At 35.7% G+C, this 15126-nt stretch carries 19 protein-coding genes; 2 read left to right on the top strand and 17 right to left on the bottom strand.

Features of this window, described 5'->3' with window-relative positions; genetic code table 11:
• Positions 1-27: 27 nt before the first annotated feature.
• The 6 genes from ANG_RS05420 to ANG_RS05400 all read right to left on the bottom strand — a co-directional run bounded on the left by ANG_RS05420 (position 28) and on the right by ANG_RS05400 (position 3434).
• Positions 28-627 carry a recombinase family protein gene (locus tag ANG_RS05420; protein ID WP_003033123.1) on the bottom strand — a complete coding sequence of 200 codons (600 nt, stop codon included), beginning with the start codon at positions 625-627 and terminating at the stop codon, positions 28-30.
• 183 nt (positions 628-810) lie between these two features.
• Entirely contained in the window at positions 811-1107 is a 297-nt protein-coding gene (locus ANG_RS05415) for a hypothetical protein (protein WP_003034423.1), read from the bottom strand.
• Between the two features lie 179 nt (positions 1108-1286).
• Complete coding sequence (locus tag ANG_RS05410) at positions 1287-1466, bottom strand: hypothetical protein (RefSeq protein WP_003034550.1); 180 nt, start codon at positions 1464-1466, stop codon at positions 1287-1289.
• A 74-nt stretch (positions 1467-1540) separates the two neighbouring features.
• On the bottom strand, positions 1541-2086 hold the full coding sequence (locus ANG_RS11410; RefSeq protein ID WP_003034504.1) for a hypothetical protein: 546 nt from the start codon (positions 2084-2086) through the stop codon (positions 1541-1543).
• Complete coding sequence (locus tag ANG_RS05405) at positions 2064-3104, bottom strand: DUF4062 domain-containing protein (protein ID WP_025271769.1); 1041 nt, start codon at positions 3102-3104, stop codon at positions 2064-2066. The genes ANG_RS11410 and ANG_RS05405 overlap by 23 nt, the downstream gene beginning before the upstream one ends.
• A gap of 84 nt (positions 3105-3188) precedes the next feature.
• Complete coding sequence (locus tag ANG_RS05400) at positions 3189-3434, bottom strand: hypothetical protein (protein WP_003034500.1); 246 nt, start codon at positions 3432-3434, stop codon at positions 3189-3191.
• Between the two features lie 223 nt (positions 3435-3657).
• On the opposite strand from ANG_RS05400, the gene ANG_RS05395 reads away from it, so the two are divergent.
• Positions 3658-4176 (top strand): helix-turn-helix domain-containing protein, encoded by a 519-nt coding sequence (locus ANG_RS05395; RefSeq protein ID WP_003034524.1) that lies wholly within the window; start codon positions 3658-3660, stop codon positions 4174-4176.
• A gap of 270 nt (positions 4177-4446) precedes the next feature.
• Here ANG_RS05395 and ANG_RS05390 read toward each other — a convergent pair whose 3' ends face one another.
• From ANG_RS05390 to ANG_RS05355, 8 genes are all read right to left on the bottom strand, one after another.
• A complete protein-coding gene (locus ANG_RS05390) occupies positions 4447-5292 on the bottom strand; it encodes an alpha/beta hydrolase (protein ID WP_003034530.1) in 846 nt (281 codons plus the stop codon).
• A 113-nt stretch (positions 5293-5405) separates the two neighbouring features.
• A complete protein-coding gene (locus ANG_RS05385; RefSeq protein WP_003034517.1) occupies positions 5406-6008 on the bottom strand; it encodes a lysozyme family protein in 603 nt (200 codons plus the stop codon).
• Positions 6008-6982, bottom strand: a complete 975-nt coding sequence (locus ANG_RS05380) for a nucleoid-associated protein (RefSeq protein WP_025271767.1) — start codon at positions 6980-6982, stop codon at positions 6008-6010. The genes ANG_RS05385 and ANG_RS05380 overlap by 1 nt, the downstream gene beginning before the upstream one ends.
• A gap of 1 nt (position 6983) precedes the next feature.
• A complete protein-coding gene (gene glyA, locus ANG_RS05375; protein ID WP_003034508.1) occupies positions 6984-8240 on the bottom strand; it encodes a serine hydroxymethyltransferase in 1257 nt (418 codons plus the stop codon).
• 49 nt (positions 8241-8289) lie between these two features.
• Positions 8290-8880 carry an L-threonylcarbamoyladenylate synthase gene (locus ANG_RS05370; protein WP_003034403.1) on the bottom strand — a complete coding sequence of 197 codons (591 nt, stop codon included), beginning with the start codon at positions 8878-8880 and terminating at the stop codon, positions 8290-8292.
• Positions 8873-9703, bottom strand: a complete 831-nt coding sequence (gene prmC, locus ANG_RS05365; protein ID WP_003034466.1) for a peptide chain release factor N(5)-glutamine methyltransferase — start codon at positions 9701-9703, stop codon at positions 8873-8875. Before prmC ends, ANG_RS05370 begins: the two co-directional genes overlap by 8 nt.
• A complete protein-coding gene (prfA, locus tag ANG_RS05360; RefSeq protein WP_003034443.1) occupies positions 9703-10782 on the bottom strand; it encodes a peptide chain release factor 1 in 1080 nt (359 codons plus the stop codon). The genes prmC and prfA overlap by 1 nt, the downstream gene beginning before the upstream one ends.
• A gap of 18 nt (positions 10783-10800) precedes the next feature.
• The gene (locus ANG_RS05355) at positions 10801-11385 is read right to left on the bottom strand and encodes a thymidine kinase (RefSeq protein WP_025271766.1); all 585 of its coding nucleotides are present in this window, start codon (positions 11383-11385) and stop codon (positions 10801-10803) included.
• 103 nt (positions 11386-11488) lie between these two features.
• Between ANG_RS05355 and ANG_RS05350 the strand changes: the two genes are divergently transcribed.
• Positions 11489-11689 (top strand): 4-oxalocrotonate tautomerase, encoded by a 201-nt coding sequence (locus tag ANG_RS05350; protein ID WP_268741593.1) that lies wholly within the window; start codon positions 11489-11491, stop codon positions 11687-11689.
• A 77-nt stretch (positions 11690-11766) separates the two neighbouring features.
• Here ANG_RS05350 and ANG_RS05345 read toward each other — a convergent pair whose 3' ends face one another.
• The 3 genes from ANG_RS05345 to ANG_RS05335 all read right to left on the bottom strand — a co-directional run bounded on the left by ANG_RS05345 (position 11767) and on the right by ANG_RS05335 (position 15050).
• The gene (locus tag ANG_RS05345) at positions 11767-13104 is read right to left on the bottom strand and encodes an MATE family efflux transporter (RefSeq protein ID WP_025271765.1); all 1338 of its coding nucleotides are present in this window, start codon (positions 13102-13104) and stop codon (positions 11767-11769) included.
• Positions 13105-13203: 99 nt separating this feature from the next.
• A complete protein-coding gene (locus tag ANG_RS05340; RefSeq protein ID WP_025271764.1) occupies positions 13204-14469 on the bottom strand; it encodes a nucleobase:cation symporter-2 family protein in 1266 nt (421 codons plus the stop codon).
• A complete protein-coding gene (locus ANG_RS05335) occupies positions 14469-15050 on the bottom strand; it encodes a xanthine phosphoribosyltransferase (protein ID WP_003034405.1) in 582 nt (193 codons plus the stop codon). Before ANG_RS05335 ends, ANG_RS05340 begins: the two co-directional genes overlap by 1 nt.
• Positions 15051-15126 lie beyond the last annotated feature (76 nt).

Below are 15126 nucleotides of genomic sequence, written 5' to 3'. Positions count from 1 at the left end.
CCATTGATTGCAATTAAGAACTACTCTTTATCTAATTCTTTTCTGAATAATATACACTGTCTGTCTTGATATACCATTTTCCTTAGCTATTTGGGTAACAGGAATTTGTTCATCAAGCATTCGTTTAACGTTTTGGTATATTAATCTATCTGTAGCATTTTTAGCATGTTCATGATATTGGATAGGGCGGCCTTTATAAACACCACGCTGTTTAGCTAACTGGATGCCTTGGCGTTGTCTTTCTAAGATTTTTTCACGTTCGTTTTGCGCTATGTAGCCTAATAAGGATAGGAACATATCAAACATAGCTGTATCTAGTGTATTGTTTCCTGTATTGAAATTTAAAAAAGGCGCATCAACTATAGTTAATTTAATGCACCTTTGTTGTAATTGTCTGACAATCTCTTTTATGTCTTGATAGTCTCTACCTAATCTATCAAGAGAAGCTACTATAATTTCATCACCTTCTCTTGCAAATTCCAATAAATTTTTTAATTCTTTACGGTTCATATCTTTACCGCTAACTTTTTCGCTGAATAACTTTTCAACGCACTCTTGTTTCATCATTTCAATCTGTCTAGCTAAGTTTTGGTCTTTAGTTGATGCCCTAATATATCCTATTTTCATTGCTTATCCCCTTTTTTGTCATGTATTTTTTATAACTCAGATAAATAACTTATATCGCTTGTCATTGTCAATTATAGATACACCTATTTTAGACAGATTACTTTTTTCTCTTTAACTCATTCGAAACAGATTTAGCTACTAAAGCTATTACTTCTAAAACTAAGATTAAACCAAACATCTTACTTACCTTTCTTTAAGAAATTTATATTCTAACAACTGGCGTTCCTTTGCCACTCCCAGTAAACTTCCTATTTGAGGAGAATCTAGTAAACTTATGAAGTAAATATATACTGCATCATACATGTAGATATCTACTTTGACTATGTTTCCTTCAAAGACTTTTTGATACTCACTAGGAAGTAGTTTTTCATCTAATTCTATATAGTCAAAAACATTGCTCTCGTAACTGATATTGTCAAATTCAATGTTCTCTTCAACATGCTTAGATAGATAATCTATCGCTATTAATTTTTGATTCATGAAGCACTTGTCCTCTTTTAAAATTCCCTGCTAGAATCTGTATTACTTATTAGTAAATCAACACACGGAACGTCTTTATAATTATCGAATGGGAATAGAGTTAATAAGTTTAAAAAGCCCTAGAAATCAACATTTCTAAGGCTTTTTCTTTTATTTTAACAACATTTTAACAACAAAAACTATTTTTCACTCCCTAAATCTAATATCTTTTTAACAGTTTTGGCACTCTCTGTATACATACCTTTCCTTGATTCACTAACAACTCCAGCATAGTCTCTATTATCTTCAGACAATTCATAAATACGATAAAAATTATTATTAAATTCAACCCCACTAATCAAATCATTTTCTTCATTCATTATTTCATCGCTACATCAAGTTTCTGAATATATTTCTATTAAACCTTCATACACAGTTAACCAATAAACCCTGATTAATCAATTTTTAAATGTATCTTACCCTTTACTACATCCGGTATATGCTTTGAAGTAATTTCATATTCGACAGTTTGAGGTACATTTTCAAACATTAGTATCGATGGAAATGCCATTGAGGAGTTATGTTTCAAATACTCAATGCCAAATCTTAAAATATCAAATTCTGAATTTGTAAAATCTTTATATATAAATATGTGGTCTAAAGAGTTTTTATAGTTGTATTTTTGATCTTCATAACTGGGTTTTGTAGTATATGTGAGAGGCGGATTAATATTAACTCTTTCTATATTTGATGGGATTATTTGAAAATAAGAGTAAGCATCAACTGAGTCACTTTCTTCAATTTTAAATAGCAATTCATCTAATTCAATTTCCTGTATCTCCTCAATTATGTTCTCTTCTGGATAAAGTAAGTTATTATGTTTTAATAGACAACCTTTTGGTACCATTAGTTTTACATCAATATCTTCATCATATGTTTTACCTAAGTTAGAAACGATTAGTTCGACAAATTTAATGTTATCTATGTATGAAATATTCAATGTACTCTTTGTAAGATATTATTTCCCGATATAATTTGTTTAATTTAGAAAAGCGTTTCTTTTCCTTGTCAGACCCTATATACGAAGGACCACTGTTACCGAAAGGAATTTGTACCTGAAGTTTATGTTTCATTAAATTCCCTAAATACCAAAAATTTTCATGTAGTTTGATTTGGTTTTCTTTAGCGAAATCATTTATAGTATATTTGAATTTATCACTAATGGCCACAGAATCAGCTATTTGATAAAGAAAATCAACATTCGCATTTTCTTTTGAAGGCATAGTCAACATTTTACTTTTATCTTCTAATATACCTGCTTCTTCAGAAATTACGGTACTGTTTAGTTCATCTATATATTCGTTAATCTTACTTTGCTTTTCATTGATAAATTTTGACTCCAGTAAACTAAATTGTTTAGGTAAAATATTTTCGTCAGATAATGTTTTTTTATCCCTTATTGTCAAAAACGGTTTTATATTTTCGTTTTGATAAGTTTCTTTTTCTGAAATTAATTTTAAAAAATAAAGTGATAGATGATTTGTAAAAAGCCTTTGAAAATCACTCTCATCTTTAACTATAAAAAATATCCCTCTATCTTTATATCTTTCTTTAAATTCTTGCACTTTTTCATATTGCTTAAGGTCTATATTAGACGGAATTATCGGAGCTTCTAAAAAGTACATAAAAACTTGTTTGTCAGCTGATAGTATCTCCTCAATTTCTTCTTCCGTTCCGGATCCATAATTATCTGTTGCAGTACCAAATCTTGTCCAAAATATAGCAACAGCGGCATCACATTCCCTAACAATTTGCTTATTTAATAATTCCTGTGGTTTATCACCTGATTCAGGAAAGCTATCCGTTGACCAATGCTTGATTGATACTTGTATATTATTCAAACTACCATACAGTTTATTAAAATTATCAACAGCTTCCTTAATTAATTGAAGATAGCCAGTAACATCCCCGGGGCAAGAAATTAATAAATCGTAAATAGTCACTCCTTCTCTTGGCATCCATGTATCCTCCGAAAATTTAATACTATATAAATTTAACCTATTGTAATTATAAAGCAAAAAAAACAGTAAAATCAAATTCTCTTACTGTTTTTTTTGACTATAAACATTATCAATCAAACCTGGTTCTACTGCTTGAGCTGTCCGTTCATCAATGCCACTAAGCATATAGCCCTCTACAATATCAGTTGCCTTACCGTCTTTATATTTATTACGTTGGCGAACTTGTGTAAAGTCAACTTTTACCTTTTTAGGAATATAGAATTGTGAGCTCTCAAGAGCCATATCTTTTAAAGATAATTCCGGCGTTAGTTTAATCTTATTTTTCACTATTTTGTTCCTCTTTTCTAAAAAATATTATATAATCTAGTTAGTTGTTTTTGACAAGTCTTTGAAAAGTTCTGCTTTTCAAAGACTTTTTTATACAATCATAGGCATTTCCCTCTCTTCTACTTGCCAAATATCAGAATAGTTTGGTATAATTAGTCTTAATAAGACTAATTATCAACAAAAAATAGTCTTATTTGGAATTATTTTGAAAGTAGGTATCTGTATGCTAGATTTTCCAAGCAGATTAAAAGAAAAACGAAAAAATAAAGGATATACCCAAGAAAAAATATCCCAACTGTTAGATATTGGACAGAGCGCTTATGCCAAGTGGGAAAACGGTCGAACTGAACCTACTCTAGAGAATATAGTAAAATTATCAAAAATACTTGATACTACCACCGATGAACTATTAGGTAGGCAAGCATCCTTTGAAGACAGGATTATATTTGATATATCTAAATATGACTTAAGCAATTTGAAGAACTTTAGCGAACAAGAGATTTACGATTTAAAAGCTACAATTGTTCTTGAATTGTTAGATGAGTCCACAGATACACTAGCAATCAAAAATAAACTAGCTATCAAAAACAAATTTGATAAAGATGAAGAAATCATTTTAGATACCGTATTCACTGAAGCAAAAGTACTTGCAGATGAGATTATAGAATTTGAAAAGTTCAGAAGAACAAAAAGAAAGTTCAAATGGCCTTGGCAAAAAATTAACAACAAAAGACTCAAATAATAACCAATAAAACTTATTGATTGTATTAACAATCACTATCAAATCAACTATTCTAAATGGCCAATATCTGACTTTTAGTGAGTGGGAATAAAAATCATGATTACCAGTCTATGAACTGCACCTAAAAAGTTAGAGACAAAAACTAACGATTGAGGTGCAGTTCATTAGCGAGCGGTTTATTTGTCTTGCACCGAAGGTCGCGAGACGGACTGAAAGTCAATAAACAGAAAAAGCTAAACTTCTTATTTCTTGAAGTTTGGCTTTTTCTGTTTATTTTCCCCACAAAAATTGAATCAGTATTTTATCTACTTCTTGGTTTTCATGTAATTGGCTATGTTGTGCTAGTTTGCCGGTAATTTTCTTTTCTTGATAAGATTTGGCATTATCAGCAACCAAATATTTCAAGCTGCGAGATGAAGCATTTAAAACAGAACCGTCTGAGCCATTTTTGTAATCTCCATAGATATTTAGCACATCAATTTGATTTTGTGGGAATACTTCACGTAATGGTAATAATCTTTGGAAAGTTTGCGTAATTTGATTAGGCTGACCAGTTGTTTTGTCAACTTTCACATCAGATGATAAGCCCATAGCTTCTAAACCGGCAGCGAAATTTGCGATATTCACTTGTTTTTGCAGCTGTGGCAAGTTCTCATCTTGAGCATGTTCTAAAAGATAATACAAAATCGACATATTTCCTAAAGAATGACCTACCATATTCATTTTTGTAAAGCCATACTTTTCCTGTAGCTTGCTGACGACAGCTTTTGCATATCGTCCAACATCAATAGGATTGCGATTGTCTTCGTAATTCACTTCTACGATTGGATTGATAGCGCCTTTGGGAATGTCTCCCCTCAACGTAACTGCACCATTTCTATCAACATTTGCTCGAATAACTGTTTTTGTTACTCCTGTTTTTTTTGCTGCATTCGTCATGTGTCGCTCAGCATTGGCACTACTTCCATAACCATGAAAGAATAGGGTTGGAGTAGTTGATTGCACATACTTCTGTCTGTCTAATTTCCCTTCAGCATTGACACGGTAAAATAAAAAAGTAGAAATAGCAATCAAAATTGTTAAAATTCCTGTAATTAGGGCTATTTTCTTCATCATGTTTAGCTTTTCTTTCTGTGAGATATATTTTTAAGTATAACATGTAACGATATAAATAACAATTGATTTGTTTGAAAACCCCTAGTAGAAATAAGCTACTAGGGGTGATGTTATTAAAACCAATTCATCACTTTCATGATGTGCATATTCATCTGAACTTGTCGGGAGTAATAATAATTCCCACCATTGATATAGAGTTTAGAACCATGTAGGAGGGCGATGGGGTGGTAATAAGAATAGGTTTTACCGGTCACATTTCCTAAACTTGGTGCGACAACATTTTTGGAGTATTTTTTTGCCAAATCAAGGGTATTTTCACCACCGTGTTTTGCAATATAATCGATGTAAGCTCGACCAAAGTTATAGGCTTGTACAGCGGTCCAAACATCTACTTTCTTTTCTTGAGCTACATTTAGATTCGCAGATAGGGTCTGGACACCTTGACGAATGCTTTCTTTATTATCTAAAATAGAGTTTTTCTGACCCGTCGCACTTTCACTAGATTGCATGACATCAGAAACTTTTCCTTTTGTTTCTGTGTAAATCATAGCAAGGACGAGTTCTTCGTTGGCTGCAGTATCCTGCTCATCTAGCACTTCTCTCACTAAGCTACGGTAGTTCATCACTTGTTTAACATCATGATGAACTTGAACAAGTTTATAACCAACAAAGATTAAAAGAATGAGAATGATTAATTTTCTAAGAATTTTAAACATTATTTACTTTGAATATCTTCTATGTTTTTGATGAGAATGGAATAGGTTCCATTCTCATTTTGTATGAATTCTACGGATTCCGCATCTTGATAGATATTATTGGGGACAATGAGTTCAATTCCATTTGAAAGGGAGAGTTTTTGATTTTCAAATTTTTTCTTCTGACGACTACTATCAATTTCATCAAATTTAACAGTTTCTGGAATTGTTTCCTTAACCTGATCAATAAAAGTCAAACGAGCTGTCAGATTGTTATCAAACAAGTCATCTGCTAATTTTTCTGGTGATAATTCATCATTTTCTTCTAAATTTTTGAAAATAGATGATTTAACCTTGGATTGAAATTGAAAATCATCCTGATTAAAACTTTCTGCAACTTTTTGAGCCGTTCTTTCTAAGGCTTTAATAGATTTCTTGGGAGAAATTTCAGGATGGACTTGTAATAAATTATCAGAAAAATAATTGAGAAAAGCACCATTGTATTTAATCCGTTTTTCAATCAAATGGTATTTACGCGATTGAAGATTGATGACCAAGGCTTCATCAGCGCCTGTACCAAATCCCGGCAAGTTGTTCTGGGTAATCTTGATAGGATTATCTACTTCTACACCTAAGTGGGTGAGGGTTTCCCGCAGAGCAATGCGCAAAAAAGCAAGATGCTCTACTCCTTCCTTGTCAAATTGAACAAAAATCAAATCATTGGTTTTCTGATTTTCGCTCACCGAAAACTCCTCTTTCCAGAGATTGGCAATCGTTATAGAAGTTTCTAAAAGGTCTTTTGTCATATATGATAAAAAGACATTATCTTCGGTAAAAATACCTGTTTTGGCCTCATCTGAATAGACACGTTCAATCTTTTTGCGAAGATATTCTTCAATTTTTGGAGTAATATTAAGATATTTATCTGCTAAAAGAAGGTCGGTGTCTGATGGACTAAATTGATGAATAATAGCTTTTTTTACGTAAATGTCCATTTCAGTCCTCATATAGTGGAAAGGCATCGGTCAATTCTTTAACTTCTGCACGAATCTGCTCTAAAACAGCTTCATTCTCTGCATTTTCTAAAGTTTTAATAATCAATTCTGCAACTTTAATACTTTCATCTACCCCAAAGCCACGAGCTGCAATAGCTGCAGTTCCGATACGAATGCCACTTGTTTTAAATGGAGATAAGGTTTCATAAGGGATAGAGTTTTTGTTGAGAGTGATATGGACATCATCCAAAAGGTTTTGAGCGATTTTTCCATTTTCAACGACTTTGGTCACATCCACAAGGAAAAGGTGATTCTCCGTACCGCCTGAAATAACACGGAAATTACCATGTTGTTGGAATACTTGAACCATTGCCTTAGCGTTATCCAAAATTTGCTGAGCATAAACTTTGAAATCTGGATCCAATACTTCTTTGAAAGCAGCTGCTTTAGCTGCCACGACATGCTCTAGCGGTCCTCCTTGAATTCCTGGGAAGATTGCGGAATTAATCTTTTTCGCCAACTCTTCATCATTGGTCAAAATTAAGCCGCCACGAGGTCCTCGAAGGGTTTTATGAGTGGTAGTTGTCGTAATATGTGCATACGGTACTGGACTTGGATGCAAACCAGCAGCAACTAAACCGGCAATATGAGCCATGTCTACCATGAGTTTGGCTCCGACAGTATCTGCAATTTCACGGAATTTAGCAAAATCAATAATATGTGAATAGGCAGAAGCACCTGCAACAATCAATTTAGGTTTGACTTCTTTAGCCTGCGCCAAAATCGCATCAAAATCTAAAAGTTCAGTTTCAGGATCAACGTTATAAGGTACAAAGTTGTAGGTTTTCCCAGAGAAGCTAACAGCTGCGCCATGTGTCAAATGTCCGCCTGCTGCAAGATCCATTCCCATTACTGTATCACCTGGCTCAATTAAGGCCATATAAGCCGCACAATTCGCCTGACTGCCTGAGTGGGGTTGAACATTGGCAAATTTTGCTCCAAAAATTTCTTTAGCACGTTCAATTGCTAATGTCTCAATCACATCCACAACGTCCGTACCACCATAATAGCGACGACCTGGATAACCTTCGGCATATTTATTGGTTAAAATAGAACCTTGTGCTGCCATAACAGCTTTTGAAACAACGTTTTCTGAAGCAATCAATTCAATATTGTTTTGCTGACGTTTTTCTTCTGCAGCAATGGCTTCCCAAAGCTCAGCGTCATATTCTTTATAGTCTTTATGGTCAAAAATCATAAGAGTCTCCCTTCTCTTAAAGCGGGGCTAAAACCTATTTAGTCAAGGTTTAGAAGTGAATTTCTGGAATTTTAGCGAGAATTTCTTCGCAAGTGACAGCACCTTGGCGTAGAATATATGCTGTTTCACCAGATAAATCCAAAATAGTTGAATCCTGTCCTGTTAGAAAAGCATCATCTTCTATACCAAGAACTTCGTGATTGAAATCGGTCATAATTTGCTGGAAGTTTACTCCGCTACTCTTTCCAGATAAATTTGCGGACGGACCAATGAGAGGTCCAAATTTTCTAATCAAGTCCAATGTTTTAGGATGACTAGGGACACGAAAACCAATTGTTTTCATACCTGAATTTACCCAAATCGGAACTTGTTCATTAGCTTGTAAAATAATGGTCAAAGGACCGGGTAAAAAGGCTTGATAGAGCTTTTTTAAATACTGAGGCTGATGTTTGGAAAATTGATAAATTTCTTCTAAGCTTGAAACATTTAAATTCAAGGCCTTTTCGCGAGGTCTACCTTTTAAGTCATAGACATGACTGACGGCCTGCTCGTCCAGTGCCTTACAAAATAAACCATATACAGTCTCTGTTGGCAGCACGACCGCTCCTCCGCTGCTCAGTATTTCCTCAATTTTATCCATTATCTACCACTACCATTCTATCTTTTCCGAATTGATCTTGCAAGACGCGAATTCTCATTTTTGGAAATGCAGACTCAAATAATTTTTTTACATGTTCCCCTTGCTTGTAGCCAATTTCGAGATAGATTTTACCTTTTTCTGTCAAATGTTTTTGGGCGTTCTCAGCAATTTTTCGATAAACAGCATACCCGTCTTCTTCAGCAAAAAGAGCAAGATGAGGTTCTGAAGCAAGGACATTTAGTTCTACTTCTTCTCTGTCCGTCTCTGAAATATAGGGCGGATTGGATACAATAATATCATACTTTCCTGTAATCGCCTGAAAGCAATCAGACTGAACAAAATCAATCGCTACATCAATTGCTTCCGCATTTTCTTGCGCCAAATCCAGAGCATCTTGGGAAATGTCGGAAGCCGTGACCTGCCAATTCGCACGCTCAGCAGCCAAAGATAGAGCAATTGCTCCACTTCCAGTGCCAATATCCAAAACTTTCAGACTGCTATTTTGATTTTCAGACAAGATAAGGTTGACCAATTCTTCGGTTTCTGGTCGGGGAATTAGCACTCGTTCATCTACTTTGAACGAATGTCCATGAAATGCTGCGTTCCCAATAATGTATTGGGCAGGTTTATGAACCAATAATTGAGATTGAATCTTTTTCAGTAATTCTATATCATCTGCTGTTGCTTCTGCTTGCATTTTCAGCACAAATTGGGTGAAGGATAAGTTTCTCAAAGACCGAAAGGTAAAGGAGAGGCTTTCAGCTTCTTCGCCAACTGCTTCAAGCTGTTTTTCCATTTCAGCAAGAATTTGAGCTAATTTCATTATTTATTCAATTCTTCTAGTTTTTGTGTTTGGTCATACAATACCAAGGCGTCCACGATTTCATCTAATTTTCCAGCTAAAATCGTATCTAGCTTTTGCAGCGTTAAACCGATACGGTGATCTGTCACACGATTTTGTGGAAAATTATAGGTACGAATCCGCTCCGAGCGGTCTCCAGTACCAATAGTTGATTTCCGCTCGGCATCTTGCTCGTCTTGCGCAATTTGTGCAAAATGATCTGCTACGCGCGCACGAATGATCTTCATAGCTTTGTCGCGATTCTTTTGCTGGGTCCGTTCTTCCTGCATTTCAACTTTGATATTTGTTGGCAAGTGAACAATCCGAACGGCCGTTGCAACTTTATTGACATTCTGACCTCCAGCACCAGAAGCGTGATAAATGTCAATCCGAAGATCTTTTGGATCAATATCATATTCTACTTCTTCAACTTCAGGCATGACTAAGACTGTTGCTGTCGAAGTGTGAACCCGTCCTTGGCTTTCTGTCACTGGGACACGCTGTACGCGATGAGCACCTGATTCGTATTTTAGTTTGGAATAAACGGATTGACCAGAAACCATCGCTACTACTTCTTTGAAGCCACCGACTCCATTCATGGAGGCTTCCATAACCTCAAATTTCCATCCTTGCGATTCGGCGTATTTTTGATACATTGTCAGAAGATCACCGGCAAAGAGCGAGGCTTCATCACCTCCTGCTGCACCACGAATTTCTAAGATGATGTTTTTATCATCGTTTGGATCTTTTGGTAAAAGAAGAATTTTCAATTTTTCCTCGTATTCTTCTTTTTCAGCTTTTGCATCTTTGATCTCTTGCTTTGCCATTTCTTCCAAATCAGCATCGCCAGAAGCGTCTTTGATCATTTCTTCGGCATCTGTGATGTTTTGGAGCACCCTTTTATAGTCACGATAAGTTGCTACCGTATCGCGTGTACTCGCTTCTTCTTTGGACAATTCCATAAAACGCTTGGTGTCACTAACAACATCTGGGTCACTCAGAAGTTCTCCCAACTCTTCATAGCGATCTTCAACGGCTTGTAGTTGTTCATAAATATTCATCGTTTGCTACACCTCTCCTTAACTCTTCATTTCGTCAATTTCTGGCTTAAAATAATGCTTCCGACAGACAGGAATATATGTTTCATTCCCACCGATTTGAATTTGCTCACCTTCATAGACCGGCTTACCATTCGTTGTTCTTAATACCATGGTTGCTTTTTTGGAGCAAAATTGACAAATTGTTTTAATCTCATCAATTTTATCTGCTAGAAGCAGGAGATATTTCGAGCCTTCAAATAACTCATTGCGAAAATCATTTTTCAAGCCAAAAGCCATAACTGGTACATTTAATTCGTCAACTACTCTCGCTAAGTCATAGACATGACGGCGAGATAGGAACTGCGCTTCATCAATCAATACACAATAAGGCTTTTCGGGCATTTCCTGAATAAAGCGGAAAATATCAGTATCTTCTGCTATTGCAACTGCTTTTCGCTTCATGCCAATACGACTAGAAACAACGCCGAAACCGTCACGTGTATCAAGTGCGCTCGTCATAATGACAACACCTTTGCCTTGTTCTTCGTAGTTGTGTGCTACTTTTAAAATTTCGATTGTTTTGCCCGAATTCATCGTGCCATATTTATAATACAACTGAGCCATTTTCTTTAATTCGTTCCAAATTCTCCAATTTTTAATACTTCTTATTTTACCATATTCTGACACGCTTTAAAACCTAATTTATGATAAAATAAAAATATCAAAGATAAAAAGGAGATATAACATGCCATTTGTCAGAATTGATTTATTTGAAGGACGCACGTTAGAACAAAAGAAGGCTCTTGCAAAAGAAGTTACTGCCGCTGTTGTGAAAAATACTGGCGCGCCACAATCTGCTGTTCATGTCATCATCAACGACATGCCAGAAGGGACTTATTTCCCACATGGTGAAATGCGTACAAAATAACAAAAAAGAATCTTGGATAAAAATCTGAGATTCTTTTTTAATTCAGAATGATAAATAATGTAGATGCAACATTTAAGCTAATTTCTTTTTTGAATATGATTGAGACGAAGTTGGTATAAAATGCCACTAACAACCAGACTAGAAATTAAACCAATCCAATAAGCAAAGGGACCTAAATTTGTCATGTGATCTAATAGTAATCCAACTGGTAACGACACACCCCAATAGCCAATCAATCCCAAATAAAATGGCACTTTTGTATCCTTATAACCACGTAAAATTCCTTGAAGAGGCGCTGCGAAAGTATCTGCTAATTGAAAAAATAAACTGTAAGTTAAGAAAATGGACGTCAAACGTATAAATTCCTTGTTGGTTCCATACAATGAAGCGACTTGATAACGGAAAAGATATAAAAATGTCAGCGTGAAAACAGCGAACCCAAGCGCAGTCAATCTTCCCAAAACACAATATTTTCTGACATAGTCTAGACGCTTTGCGCCAATTTCGTAAGAAACGATAATCGCCATAGCATTAGAAATGCTCATAGGAAAAGCATACATAAGATTGGAAAAACTAATAGCCGATTGGTGACTGGCAATGATTAACGAAGAAAACTTAGCCATGAGCAAACCTACGACTGAAAATATCACAACTTCTGCAAAGACAGTCCCGCCAATAGGAAAACCGAGACGAATCCCTTCCTGCAATCCTTCTTTATCCAAAGGTCGAATTTTCCATAATTGATATTTTTTTATTCTAGGATGTCTTTTGGAAACTACCACCGAAAGGACTAACAGCACCCAGTAAGCCAACGAAGTCCCTAGCCCCGCTCCTGCTCCGCCCATTTCTGGGAAGCCAAATGCTCCATAAATTAAAATGTAGTTAAAACTGGCATTCAACGGTAGCAAGAGCAACATAAGATACATGGATAATCTTGTCAATCCTAATGCGTCTAATAAAGAGCGTACAACACTAAATAAAAGCAAAGGGATAATACCAAATGCCAAATACCAGAGGTAGTGTATAGAGACTTCTGCTACTAATGGTTCTAATCCAATATTGGACAAAACAAGCGGTGCACCTAGAAAAACGAGCCCAAACAAGAGAAGAGACAAGCCGAGAGATAAATAAATAAACTGATAAAAATCAGAAGCGATTTTTTCTTCCTGTTTTTGTCCTAGATGATGTCCAATAATCGGAACCAAGGCTGAGACAATACCAGTCAAAAAAGTAAAAAACGGACTCCATAAGCTAGTCGCCATTGAAACTCCCGCCAAATGCAACGTATGGTATTTCCCTGTCATGGTTGTATCCACAAACGAGGCTGAAAAATTGGCCAGTTGATAAATCAAAATTGGCAAAAAAATCGAAATAAATAGGGTCATTCGCTCTTTTAAATTGCGCGCTTGGTACATACAATCTCCTCAAACAATGCTTTCTCTCTTAACTATACTATAAGCGCTCAAAATAGTCAAAAAAGCTAGGAGAAAATCCTCCCAGCCTCTTGTCGAGTTTTATTTTTTCTCACGATTTAAAATAAGGTTCAATACAATCGCAATGACGCTCGCCATAACAATTCCATTTGAGAAAAACATTTGTAAGCCAGTTGGCAAACTGTTAAAAAGATTGCTTCCATTTAGACCGACTCCTGCGGAAATAGATACAGCGGCAATCAAGAAATGGTGTTCATTGTGTTCAAAATCAACTCGCGCTAGCATTTGCATTCCCTGAACAGAAACAAAACCAAACATGACAAGCATAGCACCACCGAGTACAGGACTTGGGATGATTTGTGCCAAAGCTCCGAATTTCGGTACCAATCCTAACAAGACTAAGAATCCTGCTGCATAATAGATTGGGAGCCGTGTTTTAATTCCAGAAAGTTTGACCAAACCAACATTTTGTGAAAATCCTGTATAAGGGAAAGTGTTAAAAATACCGCCAAGAAGCACTGCAAGTCCTTCTGCACGATAACCATTTCGCAGACGAATGCTATCTAACTTTTCGTTTGTAATATCTGAAAGTGCAAAATAAACACCTGTTGATTCTACCAAAGAAACTGTTGCGATAATACACATCATGACGATGGATGAAAGTTCAAACTTAGGTATTCCAAAATAAAACGGTGTCGGAACATGTACAAGAGGAGCTTGAGTTACTGGCGCAAAATCTACTAAGCCCATAAAGCTGGCAATAATCGTTCCAATAATTAAGCCAATCAGAATGGAAATGGATTTTAGAAAGCCTTTCGCAAAGATATTTACTAACAGTATAATTAAAATCGTGACAGCAGCCAACAGCAAACTTTGTGCAGTTGGTTTTTCACTATTATTTCCCATATTGCCAATCGCAACAGGAATAAGTGTTAAACCAATGGTAGTAATGACTGAGCCCGTCACAATTGGTGGAAAGAAATTAGCAATTTTAGAAAAAATGCCTGCAATCAAAAGAACGTAGATACCGGAAACGATGAGCGCTCCAAACATAGCTCCGCTTCCATGTTTTTGACCAATCATAATCAGAGGCGCAACCGATTGAAAAGCAACGCCAAGTACGACTGGCAAGCCAATTCCGAAATATTTATTGAGTTGCAATTGCAAAAATGTTGCCACACCACACATAAAAATATCTGTGGAAATAAGATAGGTCAGCTGTTGGCTCGAATAACCTAGCGCACCAGCAATCATAATGGGTACAAGGATTGACCCAGAGTACATTGCTAATAAGTGCTGCAAACCTAAGACAGCCGCCTGTGAATGTTTTTCTTCTTTCAGTTCCATTATGCATCAGCCTCCATAAATACAACTTTTCCATTTTCAAATTTTTGAATACGAGCCAAAGAAACGACTTTTCGTTTATCTTCTTCTAGCAACTTTCTTCCCTCTTGGAATGATTTTTCAATTACGATACCAATCGCTTCCACATGGGCACCTGATTGTTCAATGATATTAACAAGCCCTTTAGCTGCTTGACCATTTGCTAGAAAATCATCGATAATAAGCACTTTATCATGATGATTTAAAAATTTCCCTGCAATTGAGACCGTACTTGTCACTTGTTTGGTAAAAGAATAGACCTCTGTCGTCAAAATATCTTCCGTCATAGTAATGTTTTTTGACTTTTTCGCAAAAATCATCGGAACGCCCAATGCTTCTGCTGTATAAATAGCAGGTGCGATGCCAGATGCTTCAATTGTCACAACTTTTGTAATACCAGCCGAGCGAAAATAGGTTGCAAACGCTTTACCAATTTCTTTCATCAAGTTGAAATCGACTTGGTGAGTCAGAAATGAATCCACTTTTAAAATATTTTCTCCTAAAACATTTCCATCTTTTAGGATGCGTTCTTCTAATAATTTCATAAAATCTCCTTTTAGAAAAAACAAAAGGCTTGCCAAAAGCAAGCCTAAAACAATTGGTTACCCAACTGAATACAAA

The sequence above is a fragment of the Streptococcus anginosus subsp. whileyi MAS624 genome (genome assembly GCF_000478925.1).
In the GTDB taxonomy this organism is placed as follows: Bacteria; Bacillota; Bacilli; order Lactobacillales; family Streptococcaceae; genus Streptococcus; species Streptococcus whileyi.
This window is presented reverse-complemented; position numbering and strand designations above follow the sequence as displayed.

What these genes read in the sequence shown, in the direction of transcription:
- ANG_RS05420 (WP_003033123.1), bottom strand. Translation starts at nt 627, where the DNA reads ATGAAAATAGGATATATTAGGGCATCAACTAAAGACCAAAACTTAGCT.
- ANG_RS05415 (WP_003034423.1), bottom strand. Translation starts at nt 1,107, where the DNA reads ATGAATCAAAAATTAATAGCGATAGATTATCTATCTAAGCATGTTGAA.
- ANG_RS05410 (WP_003034550.1), bottom strand. Translation starts at nt 1,466, where the DNA reads ATGAATGAAGAAAATGATTTGATTAGTGGGGTTGAATTTAATAATAAT.
- ANG_RS05405 (WP_025271769.1), bottom strand. Translation starts at nt 3,104, where the DNA reads ATGCCAAGAGAAGGAGTGACTATTTACGATTTATTAATTTCTTGCCCC.
- ANG_RS05395 (WP_003034524.1), top strand. Translation starts at nt 3,658, where the DNA reads ATGCTAGATTTTCCAAGCAGATTAAAAGAAAAACGAAAAAATAAAGGA.
- ANG_RS05390 (WP_003034530.1), bottom strand. Translation starts at nt 5,292, where the DNA reads ATGATGAAGAAAATAGCCCTAATTACAGGAATTTTAACAATTTTGATT.
- ANG_RS05385 (WP_003034517.1), bottom strand. Translation starts at nt 6,008, where the DNA reads ATGTTTAAAATTCTTAGAAAATTAATCATTCTCATTCTTTTAATCTTT.
- ANG_RS05380 (WP_025271767.1), bottom strand. Translation starts at nt 6,982, where the DNA reads ATGGACATTTACGTAAAAAAAGCTATTATTCATCAATTTAGTCCATCA.
- glyA (WP_003034508.1), bottom strand. Translation starts at nt 8,240, where the DNA reads ATGATTTTTGACCATAAAGACTATAAAGAATATGACGCTGAGCTTTGG.
- ANG_RS05370 (WP_003034403.1), bottom strand. Translation starts at nt 8,880, where the DNA reads ATGGATAAAATTGAGGAAATACTGAGCAGCGGAGGAGCGGTCGTGCTG.
- prmC (WP_003034466.1), bottom strand. Translation starts at nt 9,703, where the DNA reads ATGAAATTAGCTCAAATTCTTGCTGAAATGGAAAAACAGCTTGAAGCA.
- prfA (WP_003034443.1), bottom strand. Translation starts at nt 10,782, where the DNA reads ATGAATATTTATGAACAACTACAAGCCGTTGAAGATCGCTATGAAGAG.
- ANG_RS05355 (WP_025271766.1), bottom strand. Translation starts at nt 11,385, where the DNA reads ATGGCTCAGTTGTATTATAAATATGGCACGATGAATTCGGGCAAAACA.
- ANG_RS05345 (WP_025271765.1), bottom strand. Translation starts at nt 13,104, where the DNA reads ATGTACCAAGCGCGCAATTTAAAAGAGCGAATGACCCTATTTATTTCG.
- ANG_RS05340 (WP_025271764.1), bottom strand. Translation starts at nt 14,469, where the DNA reads ATGGAACTGAAAGAAGAAAAACATTCACAGGCGGCTGTCTTAGGTTTG.
- ANG_RS05335 (WP_003034405.1), bottom strand. Translation starts at nt 15,050, where the DNA reads ATGAAATTATTAGAAGAACGCATCCTAAAAGATGGAAATGTTTTAGGA.